This window comes from Colwellia sp. MT41 (genome assembly GCF_001444365.1).
Classification (GTDB): Bacteria; Pseudomonadota; Gammaproteobacteria; order Enterobacterales; family Alteromonadaceae; genus Colwellia; species Colwellia marinimaniae.
The window spans coordinates 3,546,431-3,561,650 of record NZ_CP013145.1 but is presented as its reverse complement, the minus strand read 5'-3'; the positions used below and the strand labels follow the sequence as shown (position 1 = coordinate 3,561,650).

12 protein-coding genes are annotated in these 15,220 nt (G+C 39.5%); 5 read left to right on the top strand and 7 right to left on the bottom strand.

All coding sequences use genetic code 11. The features are described from left to right. Positions 1-32 precede the first annotated feature (32 nt). Positions 33-518 (bottom strand): ribonuclease E activity regulator RraA, encoded by a 486-nt coding sequence (rraA, locus tag CMT41_RS15110; RefSeq protein ID WP_057182372.1) that lies wholly within the window; start codon positions 516-518, stop codon positions 33-35. Between the two features lie 213 nt (positions 519-731). Here rraA and CMT41_RS15105 point away from each other — a divergent pair, with 213 nt between their 5' ends. Continuing rightward, a complete protein-coding gene (locus CMT41_RS15105) occupies positions 732-2,756 on the top strand; it encodes a putative bifunctional diguanylate cyclase/phosphodiesterase (protein ID WP_058027733.1) in 2,025 nt (674 codons plus the stop codon). A gap of 326 nt (positions 2,757-3,082) precedes the next feature. Further along, positions 3,083-4,942 carry a methyl-accepting chemotaxis protein gene (locus tag CMT41_RS15100; RefSeq protein ID WP_058027732.1) on the top strand — a complete coding sequence of 620 codons (1,860 nt, stop codon included), beginning with the start codon at positions 3,083-3,085 and terminating at the stop codon, positions 4,940-4,942. A 109-nt stretch (positions 4,943-5,051) separates the two neighbouring features. Here CMT41_RS15100 and CMT41_RS15095 read toward each other — a convergent pair whose 3' ends face one another. The 5 genes from CMT41_RS15095 to priA all read right to left on the bottom strand — a co-directional run bounded on the left by CMT41_RS15095 (position 5,052) and on the right by priA (position 10,482). Then, entirely contained in the window at positions 5,052-5,429 is a 378-nt protein-coding gene (locus CMT41_RS15095; protein ID WP_057182366.1) for a gamma-butyrobetaine hydroxylase-like domain-containing protein, read from the bottom strand. Positions 5,430-5,486: 57 nt separating this feature from the next. After that, positions 5,487-6,818 carry an HslU--HslV peptidase ATPase subunit gene (hslU, locus tag CMT41_RS15090; RefSeq protein WP_057182365.1) on the bottom strand — a complete coding sequence of 444 codons (1,332 nt, stop codon included), beginning with the start codon at positions 6,816-6,818 and terminating at the stop codon, positions 5,487-5,489. An 85-nt stretch (positions 6,819-6,903) separates the two neighbouring features. Then, positions 6,904-7,422 (bottom strand): ATP-dependent protease subunit HslV, encoded by a 519-nt coding sequence (gene hslV, locus CMT41_RS15085; RefSeq protein ID WP_057182363.1) that lies wholly within the window; start codon positions 7,420-7,422, stop codon positions 6,904-6,906. 83 nt (positions 7,423-7,505) lie between these two features. Beyond that, positions 7,506-8,081, bottom strand: a complete 576-nt coding sequence (locus CMT41_RS15080; protein WP_058027731.1) for an SPOR domain-containing protein — start codon at positions 8,079-8,081, stop codon at positions 7,506-7,508. Between the two features lie 124 nt (positions 8,082-8,205). Then, entirely contained in the window at positions 8,206-10,482 is a 2,277-nt protein-coding gene (priA, locus tag CMT41_RS15075) for a primosomal protein N' (protein ID WP_232299967.1), read from the bottom strand. Between the two features lie 218 nt (positions 10,483-10,700). Between priA and rpmE the strand changes: the two genes are divergently transcribed. Further along, positions 10,701-10,913 carry a 50S ribosomal protein L31 gene (gene rpmE / locus CMT41_RS15070; RefSeq protein WP_057182685.1) on the top strand — a complete coding sequence of 71 codons (213 nt, stop codon included), beginning with the start codon at positions 10,701-10,703 and terminating at the stop codon, positions 10,911-10,913. A 196-nt stretch (positions 10,914-11,109) separates the two neighbouring features. On the opposite strand, the gene CMT41_RS15065 is transcribed toward rpmE, so the two are convergent. Then, on the bottom strand, positions 11,110-13,668 hold the full coding sequence (locus CMT41_RS15065) for a zinc-dependent metalloprotease (RefSeq protein ID WP_058027730.1): 2,559 nt from the start codon (positions 13,666-13,668) through the stop codon (positions 11,110-11,112). Positions 13,669-14,056: 388 nt separating this feature from the next. Between CMT41_RS15065 and CMT41_RS15060 the strand changes: the two genes are divergently transcribed. Further along, the gene (locus tag CMT41_RS15060; protein WP_057182684.1) at positions 14,057-14,650 is read left to right on the top strand and encodes an RNA polymerase sigma factor; all 594 of its coding nucleotides are present in this window, start codon (positions 14,057-14,059) and stop codon (positions 14,648-14,650) included. Further along, positions 14,643-15,218, top strand: coding sequence for a hypothetical protein (locus tag CMT41_RS15055; protein ID WP_058027729.1), 576 nt, complete (start codon positions 14,643-14,645; stop codon positions 15,216-15,218). Before CMT41_RS15060 ends, CMT41_RS15055 begins: the two co-directional genes overlap by 8 nt. Positions 15,219-15,220 lie beyond the last annotated feature (2 nt).

Below are 15,220 nucleotides of genomic sequence, written 5' to 3'. Positions count from 1 at the left end.
TTAAGGCTGATGCCTTAGCATCAGCCTTGAGGTCATTCAATATCTAGCGCTTCAGGTGACAGTATAATGCCAGTATTATCGGCATAAATATGGTCATCAGGTAGTATAGTCACGCCAGCAAAGTTGATGGCAATATCAGTTTCGCCAATACTTTGATCACTTGCCCCTACAGGAATTGCCACGAGTGCCTGAATACCCATATCTATATCTTCTAAAGCATCGACATCGCGAACACTACCATTGCAAATAATACCTTCCCAGCCGTTGCTAGCAGCACACTGGGCAATATTAATATCAATAAGCGCACGACGGGTTGAACCACCACCATCAATAACTAGCACCTTTCCTTTGCCATTAAGCTTCACTAACTCAGCTATCAAACCTAAATTTTCAAAACACTTTACCGTGACAACTTGGCCAGCAAATGAGCTGACACCACCATAGTTACAAAAAATAGGATCAACAACATCAATTAAATCGGCATAAAAGTCACATAATTCAGAGGTGTTATATTGCATGCTAGCTCTCTTTTTATTTGAAGATAATATTCAAGGTCAGTATATATTGTTATGAATAAAATAAAACCTATTATATATTTAGCGGGTATTACTTGAATTCAAAGGTAAAAGCCTTTTTAATAGCACTACCTTTGGCTACTAAAACCTCAATTCATTTGTCGACAACGACTGGCTTTAAGTGGATCTCTTGATAGTTATGATTAAACATTTTTTATGATAGATTATATTACGCCACGGACTTTTTTATTCGCGACGCAAGCCGTAGTTTTTTCGGTGTTGTTATTTGTCTTTGTTGTTTACTATCGCACTTTCTTGCGTAAATATGTCATGTATTGGTTAGTCAGTATAGCCATGTTAAGTCTTAGCTATTTTATTAAAGCTTTTCTCCCGTATACCAGTGTGGATTTGGCCAGTAACAACTGGCACTTTATCGCAGAATTCATTCTGCAAACTTGTCAGTATTCGTTTTTATTTTTCCTGGTGCTGGGTGTGTTTAATGCTAAAACGCATAAAGCAATCCCTAATAAGATACCAATAGCTGGAATGAGTTTAATTATAGTTGTCAGTTTAACCACCACACTGTGGTTTTCTTTTGACCCCAGCCAGGCGTTCAATCATTTTTATTTAACGATTAGCCTGCCTAGTTTTATTTTTGGTTGTAGCTTTCTCGCTTTAGCAAGTTACCTTTTATTTGATAAAACGAGTTACTTTTCTAGCAAAGTATTAATGTACTTTGCTGCGGTTATTGGTCTTCGTTATTTAATCCATTCTTTCATTTCTATTGTGGCTTTAACTGAGTCTTGGTTTCGTCAGTTAGAGTTGTTTTTATTATATTTCGATGTCGCTGCCCACAGTATTCTTGGTTTTATTTTACTTATTTGGATGCAAGGTGCAGAGAGGTTTGCCGCTATAAATGCCATTAATAGAGCGCAATACTTAGGTAAACATGACTCGTTAACCGGAGCACTCAATCGCGAACAAGTGATGGCTAAGTTATCCGATAAAATACATGAGCTAAGCCAAGCAAATAAAACCAACAAAAATCAGTTAAAACTGTCGGTTTTCTTAATCGATATAAAACAATTTAAATTTGTTAACGATACCTACGGCTTAAAAATAGGTGATTATATTCTCGGGGAAATTGCCAGCAGACTTAATCACAGTGTTTTTATGCCTCAGGCGGTAGGACGCTTAAGTGGTGATTCTTTTATGTTTGTTATTGAATTTGAGCAGGCTTCCCATGTAGATAGAGCGGTAAGCCATATCCACGAACTTATTGAACGAACCTTTCGTTATGAACAGCAAGAAATATCAATCCAAGCGAGTATTGGTTACTGCTTTTACCCGGACGATGCTGATAAAGCAGAGGAACTTTTACAAAAAGCTAACCTTGCCTTGCATCATGCAGAAACTAACAATATTGCCACTGTCGCCTTTAAAGAAGGAATGCAAGCACAGGGACGACATTTGTTGATCATGGAAAAGCAGTTAAGAGCAGCATTAGAGCATGATGAGTTTATTTTATATTACCAGCCGCAATTAAACTTATTAACAAATAAACTCGAAGGTGTTGAAGCATTAGTTCGTTGGCAGCACCCTGAGAAAGGCCTGCTTGCTCCGAGTGAATTCTTGAGTGAAATTGAAGCTTTGAATATGCATAATGAATTTGATAATTATATTTTAGACAAGGCTTGCCAAGCGAGTGAGCGCTGGTTCAATTTATACCAACGTCGTATTGCTATCGCGGTAAATATAACGGCTATTGAATTTCAAAATGAGCAACTGGTCACGAATATTCAAAATCTATTGCATAAATATAGTATACCTTCTCGCTATCTAGAATTAGAAATCACTGAAAACGTGGTTATGACTGATATTGCCCGAGCAATGGACAGCATTGTTAAATTACAAAGCATGGGCATTAAGGTGTCAATTGATGACTTTGGTACTGGCTATTCATCTCTCGCTTACTTACGAGAGTTACCTATTGATAAAATAAAAATTGATCGTAGCTTTATTCACGAGGTGGCTATTAATGACTCAGATCTAACCATAGTTAAGTCTATGATAGACCTTTCACACGGTTTAGGTAAACGTGTCTTAGCTGAGGGTGTTGAAACTGTCGAGCAACTTAACCTATTACGCCATTTAGGTTGTGATGCGGTGCAAGGCTACTTTATTAGCAAGCCCTTGCCTGAAGATGAACTGGTACTTTACCTTAAAAGAAAAAAACGCTAGGACAAGCTTCTTTATAACCCCATGAACGCTATATTATCTCTCATTAACTTATCTCAGGAAAACCACTAAGTTGTAGGAAAATTAGCCATTAATTATAAAGTGTGAATTTAAGTGAAAATAAATTAAAAAAAATCGGATACTTACCGATACAGTCTATACTAAACAAAGAAATAACCTAAGTAACACCTCCTTTTTACACCCTGTGTTTTGTATTATTATTATCATGGCAAGGTGAATTTGGGGTCGCAGATAAGCTGAAAATGGCTTCTGGATAAGTACACCTTTTGTTTTTTTTCTATCTAAGTTCATTTTTAAGGTTAAAAGCTATGCTTATAAAACATAAACTAATCGCCAATACCACAATATTAGTACTCGCAATGAGCCTAATGTTAGTGTTATTGAACTACGCAAGCTCATCGTTACAACACGATATAACTATAGCTAAGGATATTGGCAATATTAAAGTGGCTATTTTAGAGCTAAGGCGTGATGAAAAAGATTTTTCTGCCCGTAAAAAGTTGAAATATTCGCAAAAATTCGATAATAAAATGATGGCTGTGCAACAGCAAATAACGACCTTGAGCAATGACTTTGCGCAAGTGGGCTTGTCTATGCCGGAATTAACCAGTACCGGCAATATTTTAATTGAGTATCAGAGTCAATTTAATAAGATTGTTACTTTGCAAAAGAAAATTGGTTTGGATGCCAAATCTGGCTTATATGGTGAACTTCGCACCGCGGTTCATAATGTTGAAAGCCTCATTGGCACAAATAACTATCGTTTGCGCAGTGAAATGTTACAGCTAAGACGTAATGAAAAAGACTTTATGTTAAGACTCGATGACAAATATGTCGATAAACTGCAACGTAACGTTAGCAAGCTACTAGCAAGTGTGCAAAGTAGTAATTTTTCATCAGCTAAAAGGCAAGACGTTAGTAAGTTAATTAAAGTATACCAAATGGTTTTCTTAAATTTAGTGACCGTCCAAAAAGAGCTCGGCTATCACGAAAACATGGGCGTGATGAATGATATGCGTAATATAGTTCACCAAGTTGATAGTGAGCTGTCCAAACTGTTTTTGGCTAGTGATGCGGCGGTAAAAGAAGATGTTGCTTTTGTTAAGACCTTGGCATATAGCCTGTTTACTGTTGTACTTGTGGTCGCTTTAGTCAGTGCCTGGCTAATAGGAAAAAGTATTTTAGATCGCATTAATAACTTACAGCAGACCATGAATAAAATTGCTCAAAGTAATGATTTAACCACTAAAGTTGACGTTAGTGGTGGCGATGAATTATCGGATATGGCCGAAGTATTTAACCATATGTTAACCAACTTCCGTTCACTTATTGTGGAAGTTAATCACTCAGTAAATACCCTTAATTCTGCCACGGGCAGCCTGGCTGAAAATATCTATAATGCTAATGAAGGGGTGGAAACCCAAATGCAGCAAACTGATCTTGTGGCAACCGCCGTCACCGAAATGGTGGCTACCATAGATGAAATTGCAACTAACACTCGAGAAGCCGCTCATAAAGCTGAGCTAACCAATAAGAATGCTGAAAAAGGTAAGGCAGGAGTAGAGCAGACCATAGATAAAATCGGTCAGCTTTCTGCAAAACTTTTAGACTCAGAAAATGTGGTCAAAGAGTTAGAAAAAGAAAGTATCACAATTGCCTCGGTCTTAGGCGTTATTCGTGGCATTGCCGAACAAACTAACTTGCTTGCGTTAAACGCAGCGATTGAAGCGGCAAGAGCCGGAGAGCAGGGTCGAGGTTTTGCCGTGGTCGCTGATGAAGTAAGAACGCTAGCGAGTAGAACACAAGACTCGACTCAAGAAATTGAAACCATTATTAGTTTATTACAAAAACGTACTCAAGAGATTGTTTTGTTAATGGCTGAGTGTCGAAACCAAGGCGAAGAGAGTGCCGAGCAAGCAAGCTCTGCTGGTGCTATGTTAGATGAAATAACCCAAGATGTCGCTTTGATTATGGATATGAACAGTGCTATTGCTACGGCTATTCAAGAGCAAAGTACCGTTGCCTCAGAAGTTAACCAACACGTAGTGATGATCAGAGATGTTACCGAAAAATCTGGAGAGTCAGCTAAGCAAAATGAGCATATGAGTGAAGAGTTATCACAGCAGGCGCAAGTGCTAACTAAAGAAGTCAGCCGATTTACTGTCTAGTTTAATCATCTAAAAGAGTTAAATGAAAATGCCCTGATTTGTGGCGTCAGGGCATTTTTTATTGGGCTTAAAAGAGTAAACCCTTATTGAATAAACTTAATTAGTTATTTTATAACTGTTTAATATCAATCATGGCTTCACGGGAGTGACCACTGGCTTTTAGCTCAGTTAAATAATGCTGCCAACGAACTTTATATTCACTGGCTAATATTTGTATATATTGCTCACTATAGATAGCGTTATGGCCATCATCGAAAATCAAGCGATAACCATGTTTTGCGACACTCTCAATTTTAACTAAGCGCACCGCCTTTTTATGACTAGTAATCGCAGCCGGCCCAGTTTTTAGTTTTTTAGCTGAGCTTGCTGGTGAGCTAATACGCAAATATTCAAAACTTAGTAGCGCACTCTCTATCGTCTGGCTAGCAGCAAACTCAATAGCTAGATTGTGCTGGTTATTATCTATAATAAAATGGGTAATATTCATAACAGTACAGTATCTAACCTTTGAGTTATCTTCATTAATTTAATAATAGTCTGGTAATTAAAGAATAAAGCGACTTAAATCTTCGTTTTTAATGACATCGCTTAATATGTTATTAACATAAGCTTGGTCTATGCTAATAGTCTCACCACTACGTTGGTCAGCATTAAAGGATAAATCTTCAACCAAACGTTCCATCATGGTATGTAAACGACGTGCTCCAATGTTTTCAGTGCTCTCATTTACTTGCCATGCAGCATCAGCAATAGCCTTAATACCATCATCGGTAAAGGTTACTTCCACGCCTTCAGTACCGAGTAAAGCAATATACTGTTCGGTTAACGAAGCAAAAGGTTCGGTTAAAATACGCACGAAATCGTCAGCCGTTAACGCTTTTAACTCAACACGAATAGGCAAACGACCTTGTAACTCAGGGATCAAGTCTGAAGGTTTGCACATTTGAAAGGCACCCGAGGCGATAAATAAGATATGATCAGTTTTGATCATGCCATGCTTAGTGCTTACCGTACAACCTTCAATTAAGGGTAACAAGTCTCGTTGCACACCCTCACGAGAAACATCTCCGCCGCCTGAGTTCTCGGCGCGTTTACAGATTTTGTCGATTTCATCGATAAAGACAATACCATTTTGTTCTACCGCATCAATAGCCTTTTGCTTGATGTCATCTTGATTAACGATTTTAGCGGCTTCTTCTTCTTGTAAAGCTTTAAAGGCATCTTTAATTTTAAGTTTACGTTTGCTGGTTTTATCACTCGACATGTTTTGGAACATGCTTTGTAATTGTGAGGTCATGTCTTCCATACCAGGAGGAGCCATGATTTCAACACCCACTTGCGGTGAGGCTAAATCTAGTTCAATTTCTTTATCATCTAGTTTACCTTCACGCAGTTTTTTACGGAATATTTGCCGAGTATTGGTGTTTTCGCTGGTTTCATCATTACCAAAACCGTCACGAGCTGGCGGTAAAAGTACATCTAAAATACGTTCTTCAGCGGCTTCTTCAGCGATATGTTTAACACGTTCCATCTCACTTTCTTTAACCATCTTTATGGCCATATCGGCAAGGTCACGAATAATAGATTCTACTTCTTTACCAACATATCCTACTTCGGTGAACTTAGTCGCTTCTACCTTGATAAACGGTGCATTAGCAAGCTTTGCTAAACGGCGAGCAATTTCAGTTTTGCCAACACCGGTAGGGCCTATCATGAGAATGTTTTTAGGGGTAACTTCGTTACGTAAATCTTTATCAAGTTGCATTCTACGCCAGCGGTTTCGCAGCGCGATGGCAACAGCACGTTTGGCATCACTTTGACCAACAATGTGGCTATCTAATTCATGGACAATTTCGCGTGGGGTCATATCTGACATTTTTATTCCTCTTTACGGCCAGAGGAGTGTTTGACTCATACTCTGGCAGCATATTAATCAGGTTGCTCTTTTGCAAGAGCGAAGGCTAGAGTTCGTCTATGGTGTGTTCTTGGTTGGTAAAAACACAGATATTGCCAGCAATAGTTAATGATTTCTCTACTATCTCTTTGGCACTTAAGTCGGTATTTTCTAACAGTGCTATGGCGGCAGCCTGGGCAAAGTTACCACCACTACCAATGGCGATAAGGTCATTTTCGGGCTGAATAACATCGCCATTACCGGTAATTATTAATGAGGCGGTTTCATCAGCAACGGCAAGTAAAGCTTCTAGCTTTCTTAATGCTCTATCACTGCGCCAGTCTTTAGCAAGCTCTACTGCCGCTTTGGTTAAATGACCTTGATGTTGCTCTAATTTACTTTCAAAACGCTCAAATAGAGTAAATGCATCGGCGGTGCCACCGGCAAAACCTGCCAACACCTTATTATTATACAAACGGCGAACTTTTAGGGCATTGCCTTTCATTATGGTATTGCCAAGTGATACTTGACCATCGCCACCAATAGCCACTTTGCCATTACGTCTTACTGAAATAATAGTAGTCACATTAACCTCATTTTAACTCAATTCATTGATGCTAATGTAATTGGGCTCTTTGTGGTTTTTTCAAGGAGTAGACAAGATATTAATTATCGCCACAACCATATTTGACAATAATTTATATTGTTGCGTTTAAGCTTATGTTTATCTTTTTCTGCAAGGCGTTTACGGGGGTAGGGACCTAAGAAAACTTTATGCCAGAGGCCACTCTTTCCAGTAACACTTTTGACTTGTGCTTCGAGTCCAGTAAAGGCAATTCTTGCTTTTAATGTTTCAGCTTGCTTTTGTGTTCTAAATGAACCGCACTGCATTTTATAAGGGCCTTTTTCGACCACCTTATATTCACCAACTTCAATTTCTTTGCTTGCTAAATTTTTAACATAAGTCCACTTTTCTTTAGGTAGCTCAGGTAACGCTGTACGTTTGTTTATTGCCTTTTGAGCTGGCACTGTTTTAACGGACTCTACTAAGGGTGTTTTAGTGCTAGGATCTGTCTTTAACGACCATAAACCATAAGAAAACGCGCCAATTAATATCACTAATATTAAGCTGGCTAGTTTAGTTTTTAGTGTTAGTACGTTGGCGTTTTTTGCTGCTCTTTTACCGTTACGGGGTTTTTTTTTATTTTTTGCAGGCGTGCGGGAAACATAATCTTGATTAGCCATGAAAAGGGGAGGGTTACTAGAGGAAAATTTTAGCTAGTGTAACCGAGCTGACAGTAAAAAACATGATTAATACCATTCCATAGAGTAAGTGAGTACTTTACTTATGAAAATTGCTCTATGGCCGTTACCAATTTAAATCGATTGGATCGATATCTAAACTCCAGCGTACCTTGCCTTGCCATTCATTGTTAGGTATCTGGCTAAGGAGTTGCAAAATTGCACGGTGCAAATCTTTTCGAGATTTAGCTTGAATGATTAAGTGGTAACGAAATTTACCGGCTTTTTTCTCCATTGCCGCCGGAACTGGGCCAGCAAACTCACAACCCGCTAATAGCTGTTGGGTAAGCGCACGTAAAAACTTTTCTGGGTACGAAGGGTAATTGGCATCGGCACGTAATAATGCTTGGAAAGTAAAAGGCGGCAGTAGTGCTTGTTTTCTTTCGGTGAGTGCTTGGTGGGCAAAGTGATGATAACCATTATGCACCAAATCTTGCAATAAGGGATGATTAACATAATTACTTTGCACCAATACTTTTCCAGGTTTACTGGCGCGGCCAGCTCGTCCTGCTACTTGTATAAGTAGTTGCGCCATTTGCTCGCTGGCACGAAAATCAAAACTAAATAAAGCACCATCAACATCGAGTACCGCCACTAGAGTCACATCGGGGAAGTGATGGCCCTTGGCCAGCATTTGTGTGCCAACCAGCAGTTGATGTTTTTTATCGATGACTTCTTGCAGTAATTTGGCTAGTTCACCTTTTTTTCGGGTGCTATCACGGTCAATACGCACGATAGAGGCATCAGGAAATAACTCCCCTAAGCGCGATTCTAATTGCTCGGTACCTTGACCTAATGGCGCGATGCGCACACTACCACAACTAGGGCACTGAGGAGGTATACGCTTTTGACTACCACAATGGTGGCAAATAAGTAGCTGCTGTTTTTGGTGTAAAGTGTAGGGTTTATCACATCGCTGACACTCAGCTAGCCAATGACATTCTTGACAGTTGATAGCAGGCGCATAGCCACGTCGGTTCAAAAATAATAGTACTTGCTCACCGCGCGCTAAGGTTTGTTTTATTTCATATTTAAGTGTGCCTGATAAACCATATTCAACTTGCTGATGATTCATATCAATAAGCGCTATTTTAGCCTTATTACTTTTACCGGCTCGATTGAGCAATTGGTGGTAGCGATATTTTCCTGACAAGGCATTTTGTAGCGATTCAAAACTTGGCGTAGCACTACCCAATACAATAGGAATATCTAGCTGTCTGGCACGAAGGATGGCCATATCTCTACCATGATAGCGAAAACTGTCTTGCTGTTTTAATGACGAGTCATGTTCTTCATCGATAATGATCAAGCCTAGACGGTGCAGGGGGGTAAAAATTGCCGAGCGCGTGCCAATAACAATGGCGGCACTGCCTTGCTGAGCACTTAACCAAGTGGCTAAACGTTCTTTATCGTTTAGCCCTGAATGGTGTAGAGCAATAGGCACGTTAAAGCGTTGTTCAAAGCGACTTAGCGTTTGTGGTGTTAAACCAATCTCAGGGACTATCACTAATACTTGTTTGTTATTAGCAAGTACAGTTTCCATGGCTTGTAAATATACTTCGGTTTTGCCACTGCCGGTAACCCCATCAATCAAGTGACAAGAAAACTCTGTTAAGGCGTTATTAATAGCACTGACAATGATGGCTTGTTCACTGGAAAGTCGTAACTTGTCAGCTTTATTTAGGGTATCCTTATGCCAAGAATATTGGCTAGCAATTTGTTCTTGCTCAATGATTAAACCCTTGCTCTGTAGGGCATTTAACTGGGCTTTGTTATAGCCTAACATGCGAAGTTCAACCCAGCTAATACCATGGTGACTCTGTATTATTTGATATAAGGCATACTGTTTAGCGGCTTTGTTGGCTAATTTAGCCAGTATGTCATTAGCCTTTTCATCTCGTGATTCAGCTAGCCACACCATGGGTGGACTTAAGGTAATGTTGTCTATTTTTCGCAGCAGTATAGGTAGGGCTTGTTGAAAAACATCGCCAATGGGATGGTGATAGTAATGAGCGCATAATTGTAAAAAGTTAACTAATGGCGTACTTAAATTAAAGTTATCATTGAGGCGCCCGGCAATATTTTTAACTCGACTGACGTCGAAATTACATTGTGCTTGTTCATCAATAACAATGCCAATAACCTTGCGATGACCAAAAGGTACCACAACCCGTTCACCGACTTTAATCGCGGGAGAGCTTAGTGCCTCTGGTACTTGATAAGTAAATAACTGCCGCATAGGCACAGGAATAGCAACTTGAATATAATGTTCTGACACTTTTAATGAGTTGATGTGGTGAGTAATTGTTGAGGCTATTTTGCCCGCTGTAATGGAGCCTGCCAAGTAACATTATTGTTTTGTTACTAAATAATGCCAATAAGTCTTTTTTTAGCCGCATTACGCTCTTTTATGTTGAAGTTACTGAAACTATCCTTTACAATTCGCCCCCATTAATTCTTAACTACGTATGGTGCTTAGCATTTCGTCTATGATAAAAATAGACAAGAGGAAATGGCTGAGTGGCGATGCGCCCAAATTCTCATAAAGAGATAGAGGTCCCCATGAAAGACGGTATTCATCCTAAGTACACTGAGTTCACTGCAAATTGTTCTTGTGGTAATGTGATAACAACGCGTTCTACTTTAAGTCAAGATATTCACCTTGACGTATGTTCTGCTTGTCATCCATTCTACACCGGTAAGCAAAAATCTGCTGAGAGCGGTGGTCGTGTTGATAAATTCAACAAACGTTTTGGTGCACTTAGCAAGAAGTAAATTCTGCGTATTTGCAATAAACGTAAAAAGCGCCTCTGGCGCTTTTTTTGTGTCTGCAAGTTGAGGACAGCTCTTATCGCTAAACTCTGGCCTATAAATTAATAGCCAGACAAACTAGAGATAAAAAGCCCAACAAACTTTTTATTTACCGTGCTTGTCGGGCTTTTGTTTTGCTATGCTTAGTTGTGCTAAGTCATTAAACTTTTAGTGCTTTGTTTATCATCAAGCTGATATAAGCATCTTGAGCCTTTGCTTCTACACTCTTACCAAAGCTCATTGACGAGCTATTATCCAAAATTTCGCTAAGCTGGCCTAGTGCGGCAGCTTTTGCTAGGTTGTCGTAAGCGGATGATTTAGCAACACCTGCAATCGCAATTAAGCGCTCGACATACTCTACTTGAATGTTACGACTAATAGAGCTAGCTTTTTTACTCGCCACAAAAATAGCCGCAGTTAAATCTGACAGTACTGCTGTTAATGAATAATCATTGCCGTACAAGCTAGTATCCGAAATACGTTTTAACACCTTTTTATGCAGTAATTGGTTTAATACCGACTTTTGCATATTTAAGATCATATCGTGCGCTTTCGGATCTTCATTTTTATTAAAATGATTAAAACCACGGCGTTGGTGTTGCATGTAATTATAAAGAGGTTGCATGCTTGCTAAGGTATCACCGGCAAAGACATAGCTAGTAAGCGCTTGCATAGCGGCTTGCTGTTTTTCTTTTGGTACTGGCGTATAAGGTAGACTTTGTGTTTTGCTATGATCAACTACGTTACGCTCAATATAAACGCCGCCAATTTGGCGTGAAATAACCTCGGCTTGGCGTCGATATTGACCAAAAAGTGAATTGACTGAAATTAATAACTGCTGATGTGACTGACCGTCAATAAGTGTTTTATCTTTTAGCTCGCTAAGTAAACTTTGGATTAAAGCCATACGATCGCTGGCGTAAGCAACAGGGTTAGATGATAAATCACTGGTCATAATACGTGGATCTATATGACGACCTGGGGCGCGCATATCATCGGCATCATTACCAAAAGCTAAACCCTTTTCATTCGAGCGCGCTAATATTGTTGCTAAGCGCTCGGCTTCTTCTGTTGAGTCCTCAAGAGCAATGGAATAACCATATTCAATGGCCCAATCATCATATAAACCCGGCTCTGTTTGAAAGTAATCACCTTGGGTCGTGCCTCTAGGGGCAACATTAATGGGGGCATAATCCATTACTGAGCCAGTTAGCGCACCCTGGGTCAGTGATTTATCGTGAATTTCTTTTTCATCCCACAAAATGGATGCTTTCATATTGTGGTTTAATCCTAGGGTATGGCCTACTTCATGTAGTACCAAATGACGTAAGCCTTCTTTTAGCACGGCTTTATTTTCTATGTCGCTACCCTTTGACATGGCTTGGCTAAGTAACAAGCCTTGTTGCAATTCATAACCAGCACTACAGTTGAGTGCACCGATTGACCCCGGTCCTTGATGCAATTGCTCTATGTCACTAAAGCCAACACTCACCGCGCCTTGACTATATAAGCTGTTATATATCCAACGGTTTTTCATAAAAACAAATTCAAGCATGATATCAGCGCCGAGCAGCTGACCGGTTAAGGGGTTGGCTAAAGATGGCCCGTAGCCACCAAAGCGTGGTTGTGGTGAAGAGGTCCAGCGTAGGACATTGTAATTTAGGTCGCCAGCTTGCCAGGTGGCATCATCGGGCTGAATTTTAACTTGTAGGGCATTTTTAAAGCCAGCTTTTTCAAAAGATGAATTCCACGCTAATACCGCTTCGCTAATGGTGTTACGCCACTCAATAGGGGTGGTATTTTCAATCCACCACACTATTGGCTCTACAGGCTCAGATAATGCTGCACTTGGATCTTTTTTGACTAAATTCCAGCGGTTAATGACATCTTTATAAGGCGCCCAACTACTTGAGGTCATTTGATCATATTGTTGACCAAAGTAACCAATACGAGCATCTTGATAACGCGGGGTAAATTCATTTTTAGGAAGTTCTATAAAAGAGTGTTGTAGTTTAATTGAGACCGAACGTGGATCTGAAACCGCTTTAGAGCCATAAACACTAGGGTTAGGATTATTGAAAACATAATCGACAACAATATCAACATTATTATCGTAAGCTCGTTTGGATAGGATGCGTGATTTTTTACTGTTTAACTTACCTAATTTAAAACGTTTTTTAGCATCTTTATCATCAACTCGCGCCCATGGCGAAACTTTATGCAGTGCTTCACTTAAGAAAAGTTTATCGACTTTTAAGACAATTTTGCCATTTTCTACTTTTTCAATTTTTATACTGGCGAGTACTGCTTCACTAATATTGGCATCTTTAGCACGGCTGATGGGATTATTTTCATCAAACTGATAGCGATAGGTTTTTGTGACTATGTCGATACGGTCAAAGTAACGTCTAAATTCAATGATTTTTTCACCACGATAGCCACCGCGGAAATGTCCAGCATCAGCAAGCCCATCAACGGTTTGGGCAAAATGTAAAAAAGGTGTGTCTAATTGACTTTCATCAAGCAACATTAATGTTTCACCTGTCTCTTTATCTTGATAAAAATCAAACAAGCCTAAGGTTGCTGTTTTATTTTCAATCATTTGTGCAATAGTTTGCTCTTCTTTCTTCGCTTTATCTTTTTCAGCATCATCGGCTAATGCTATTTGGCTACTACCTAAAGCGAGGGTAAGTGCTATGGCGAGACGGGTTAATTTCATTGGAATTTCCTTAAGGGGCGGCTGTTGTTATAGTTCTGAAATACTTATGCTAATTTACACATGATTATAGCGAAAGTAACTAAGCAGAATAAGCAAAGCGTAACAAGATGTTACCAACAGTGATTTGACTAGCTACCTATGTACCACTATTTTTCAGCTTAATAAATTAACCTTATAAAAGTTAATTTATTAAATATCATTTAAACCTTTTTATCACCTTCGGTATCTTAGTTAATATTGGACATCACTTTAGCGAGTGATTTTAGCTAGTTATACTGAATAACTATATGAGATAGTTATTCTTAGAGAGTAACTTTGCAGCAGAGTGAGGCTTTAGCATTTGGATAGCGAAATAATACAACATAAACAAGTCATCGATGGACCGGCGATATTTCGTGGCAATAAGACGGCGGATGACGGTGAGCAAGTGTGGATAGCACAAGCAAAAGAAGGCAGTCAAAGTGCTTTCTACCATCTTTATGAAAAACATCATAAGCCAATTTATGCCTTGTGCTGGCGCATGTTGGCAGATAAAGACAGCGCCGAGGATGTTTGTCAGGAAGTCTTTGTGGTGCTCTGGCAAAAAATTAATAACTTTCGCGGCGAAAGTAAGTTTAGTACCTGGCTGCATAGTGTTGCGACCAATGTAGTACTGGGACATTTACGGAAACACAAAAACTGGCTGCAGCGGGTGTTTAGTATTGAAGAGCAAGGGACAAATTTTGTCGAGCCAAGTGTCAGTTTAACGGATGACTCAACCTTAATGTTGTTAGACCAGCACATTGCTCGATTACCTGAACGAGCACGTTTAGTGTTTGTTTTATTTGCCGTTGAAGGTTATCGCCATGAGGAAATTGCCAACATGTTGAACATGGCGGTTGGTTCAAGTAAGTCGCAATACCACAGAGCAAGAAATTTATTACAAGCATCATTAAAAGAGCTTGAGTTGTCATCGGGTGAACAGGAGATGAATCATGAATAATCATACGTCCCAAGGCCATTTACCTCAAGACAAGGTGCTTGCAGATAAAGCACTTGCCGAGCAGGTGGCAAAGTTACCTGCTGAAATGACCCCCGACAGAGATTTATGGCCGGGTATTGAACGTGCCATTAACGCTAAAAGACAACAAAAACCAGCTGATAAACACAGCAATATTTTTATACCAAGTGCTTGGGCGGCATCTATGGCCATGGTTATGCTGATGTCGTGGTTTACTTTTTCACCCGAGACAAATGAAAAGACCGTGCCGACACTGGTGAAAACACCCAAACAAGCTAGCCCGGCATCAGCACAGTTAGTCAATTTTATGCAGCAAAACTTTATACAACAAAAGCAGATATTACTCGCCAGTTACGGCCAACCCATGGTTGATAGATTGCCAGCGGCGATGCAACAGGAGTTAACGCAATTAGCAGAGGCTAGAGCATCTATAAGAAAAGCACTGTTAGTGGATGAAAATAATAACGACTTATTGAATTTATTAGACTTTACCCAACAACAAGAATTGAAGTTATTACAACAATTATATCACCAATATCAAGTGATTTAGCT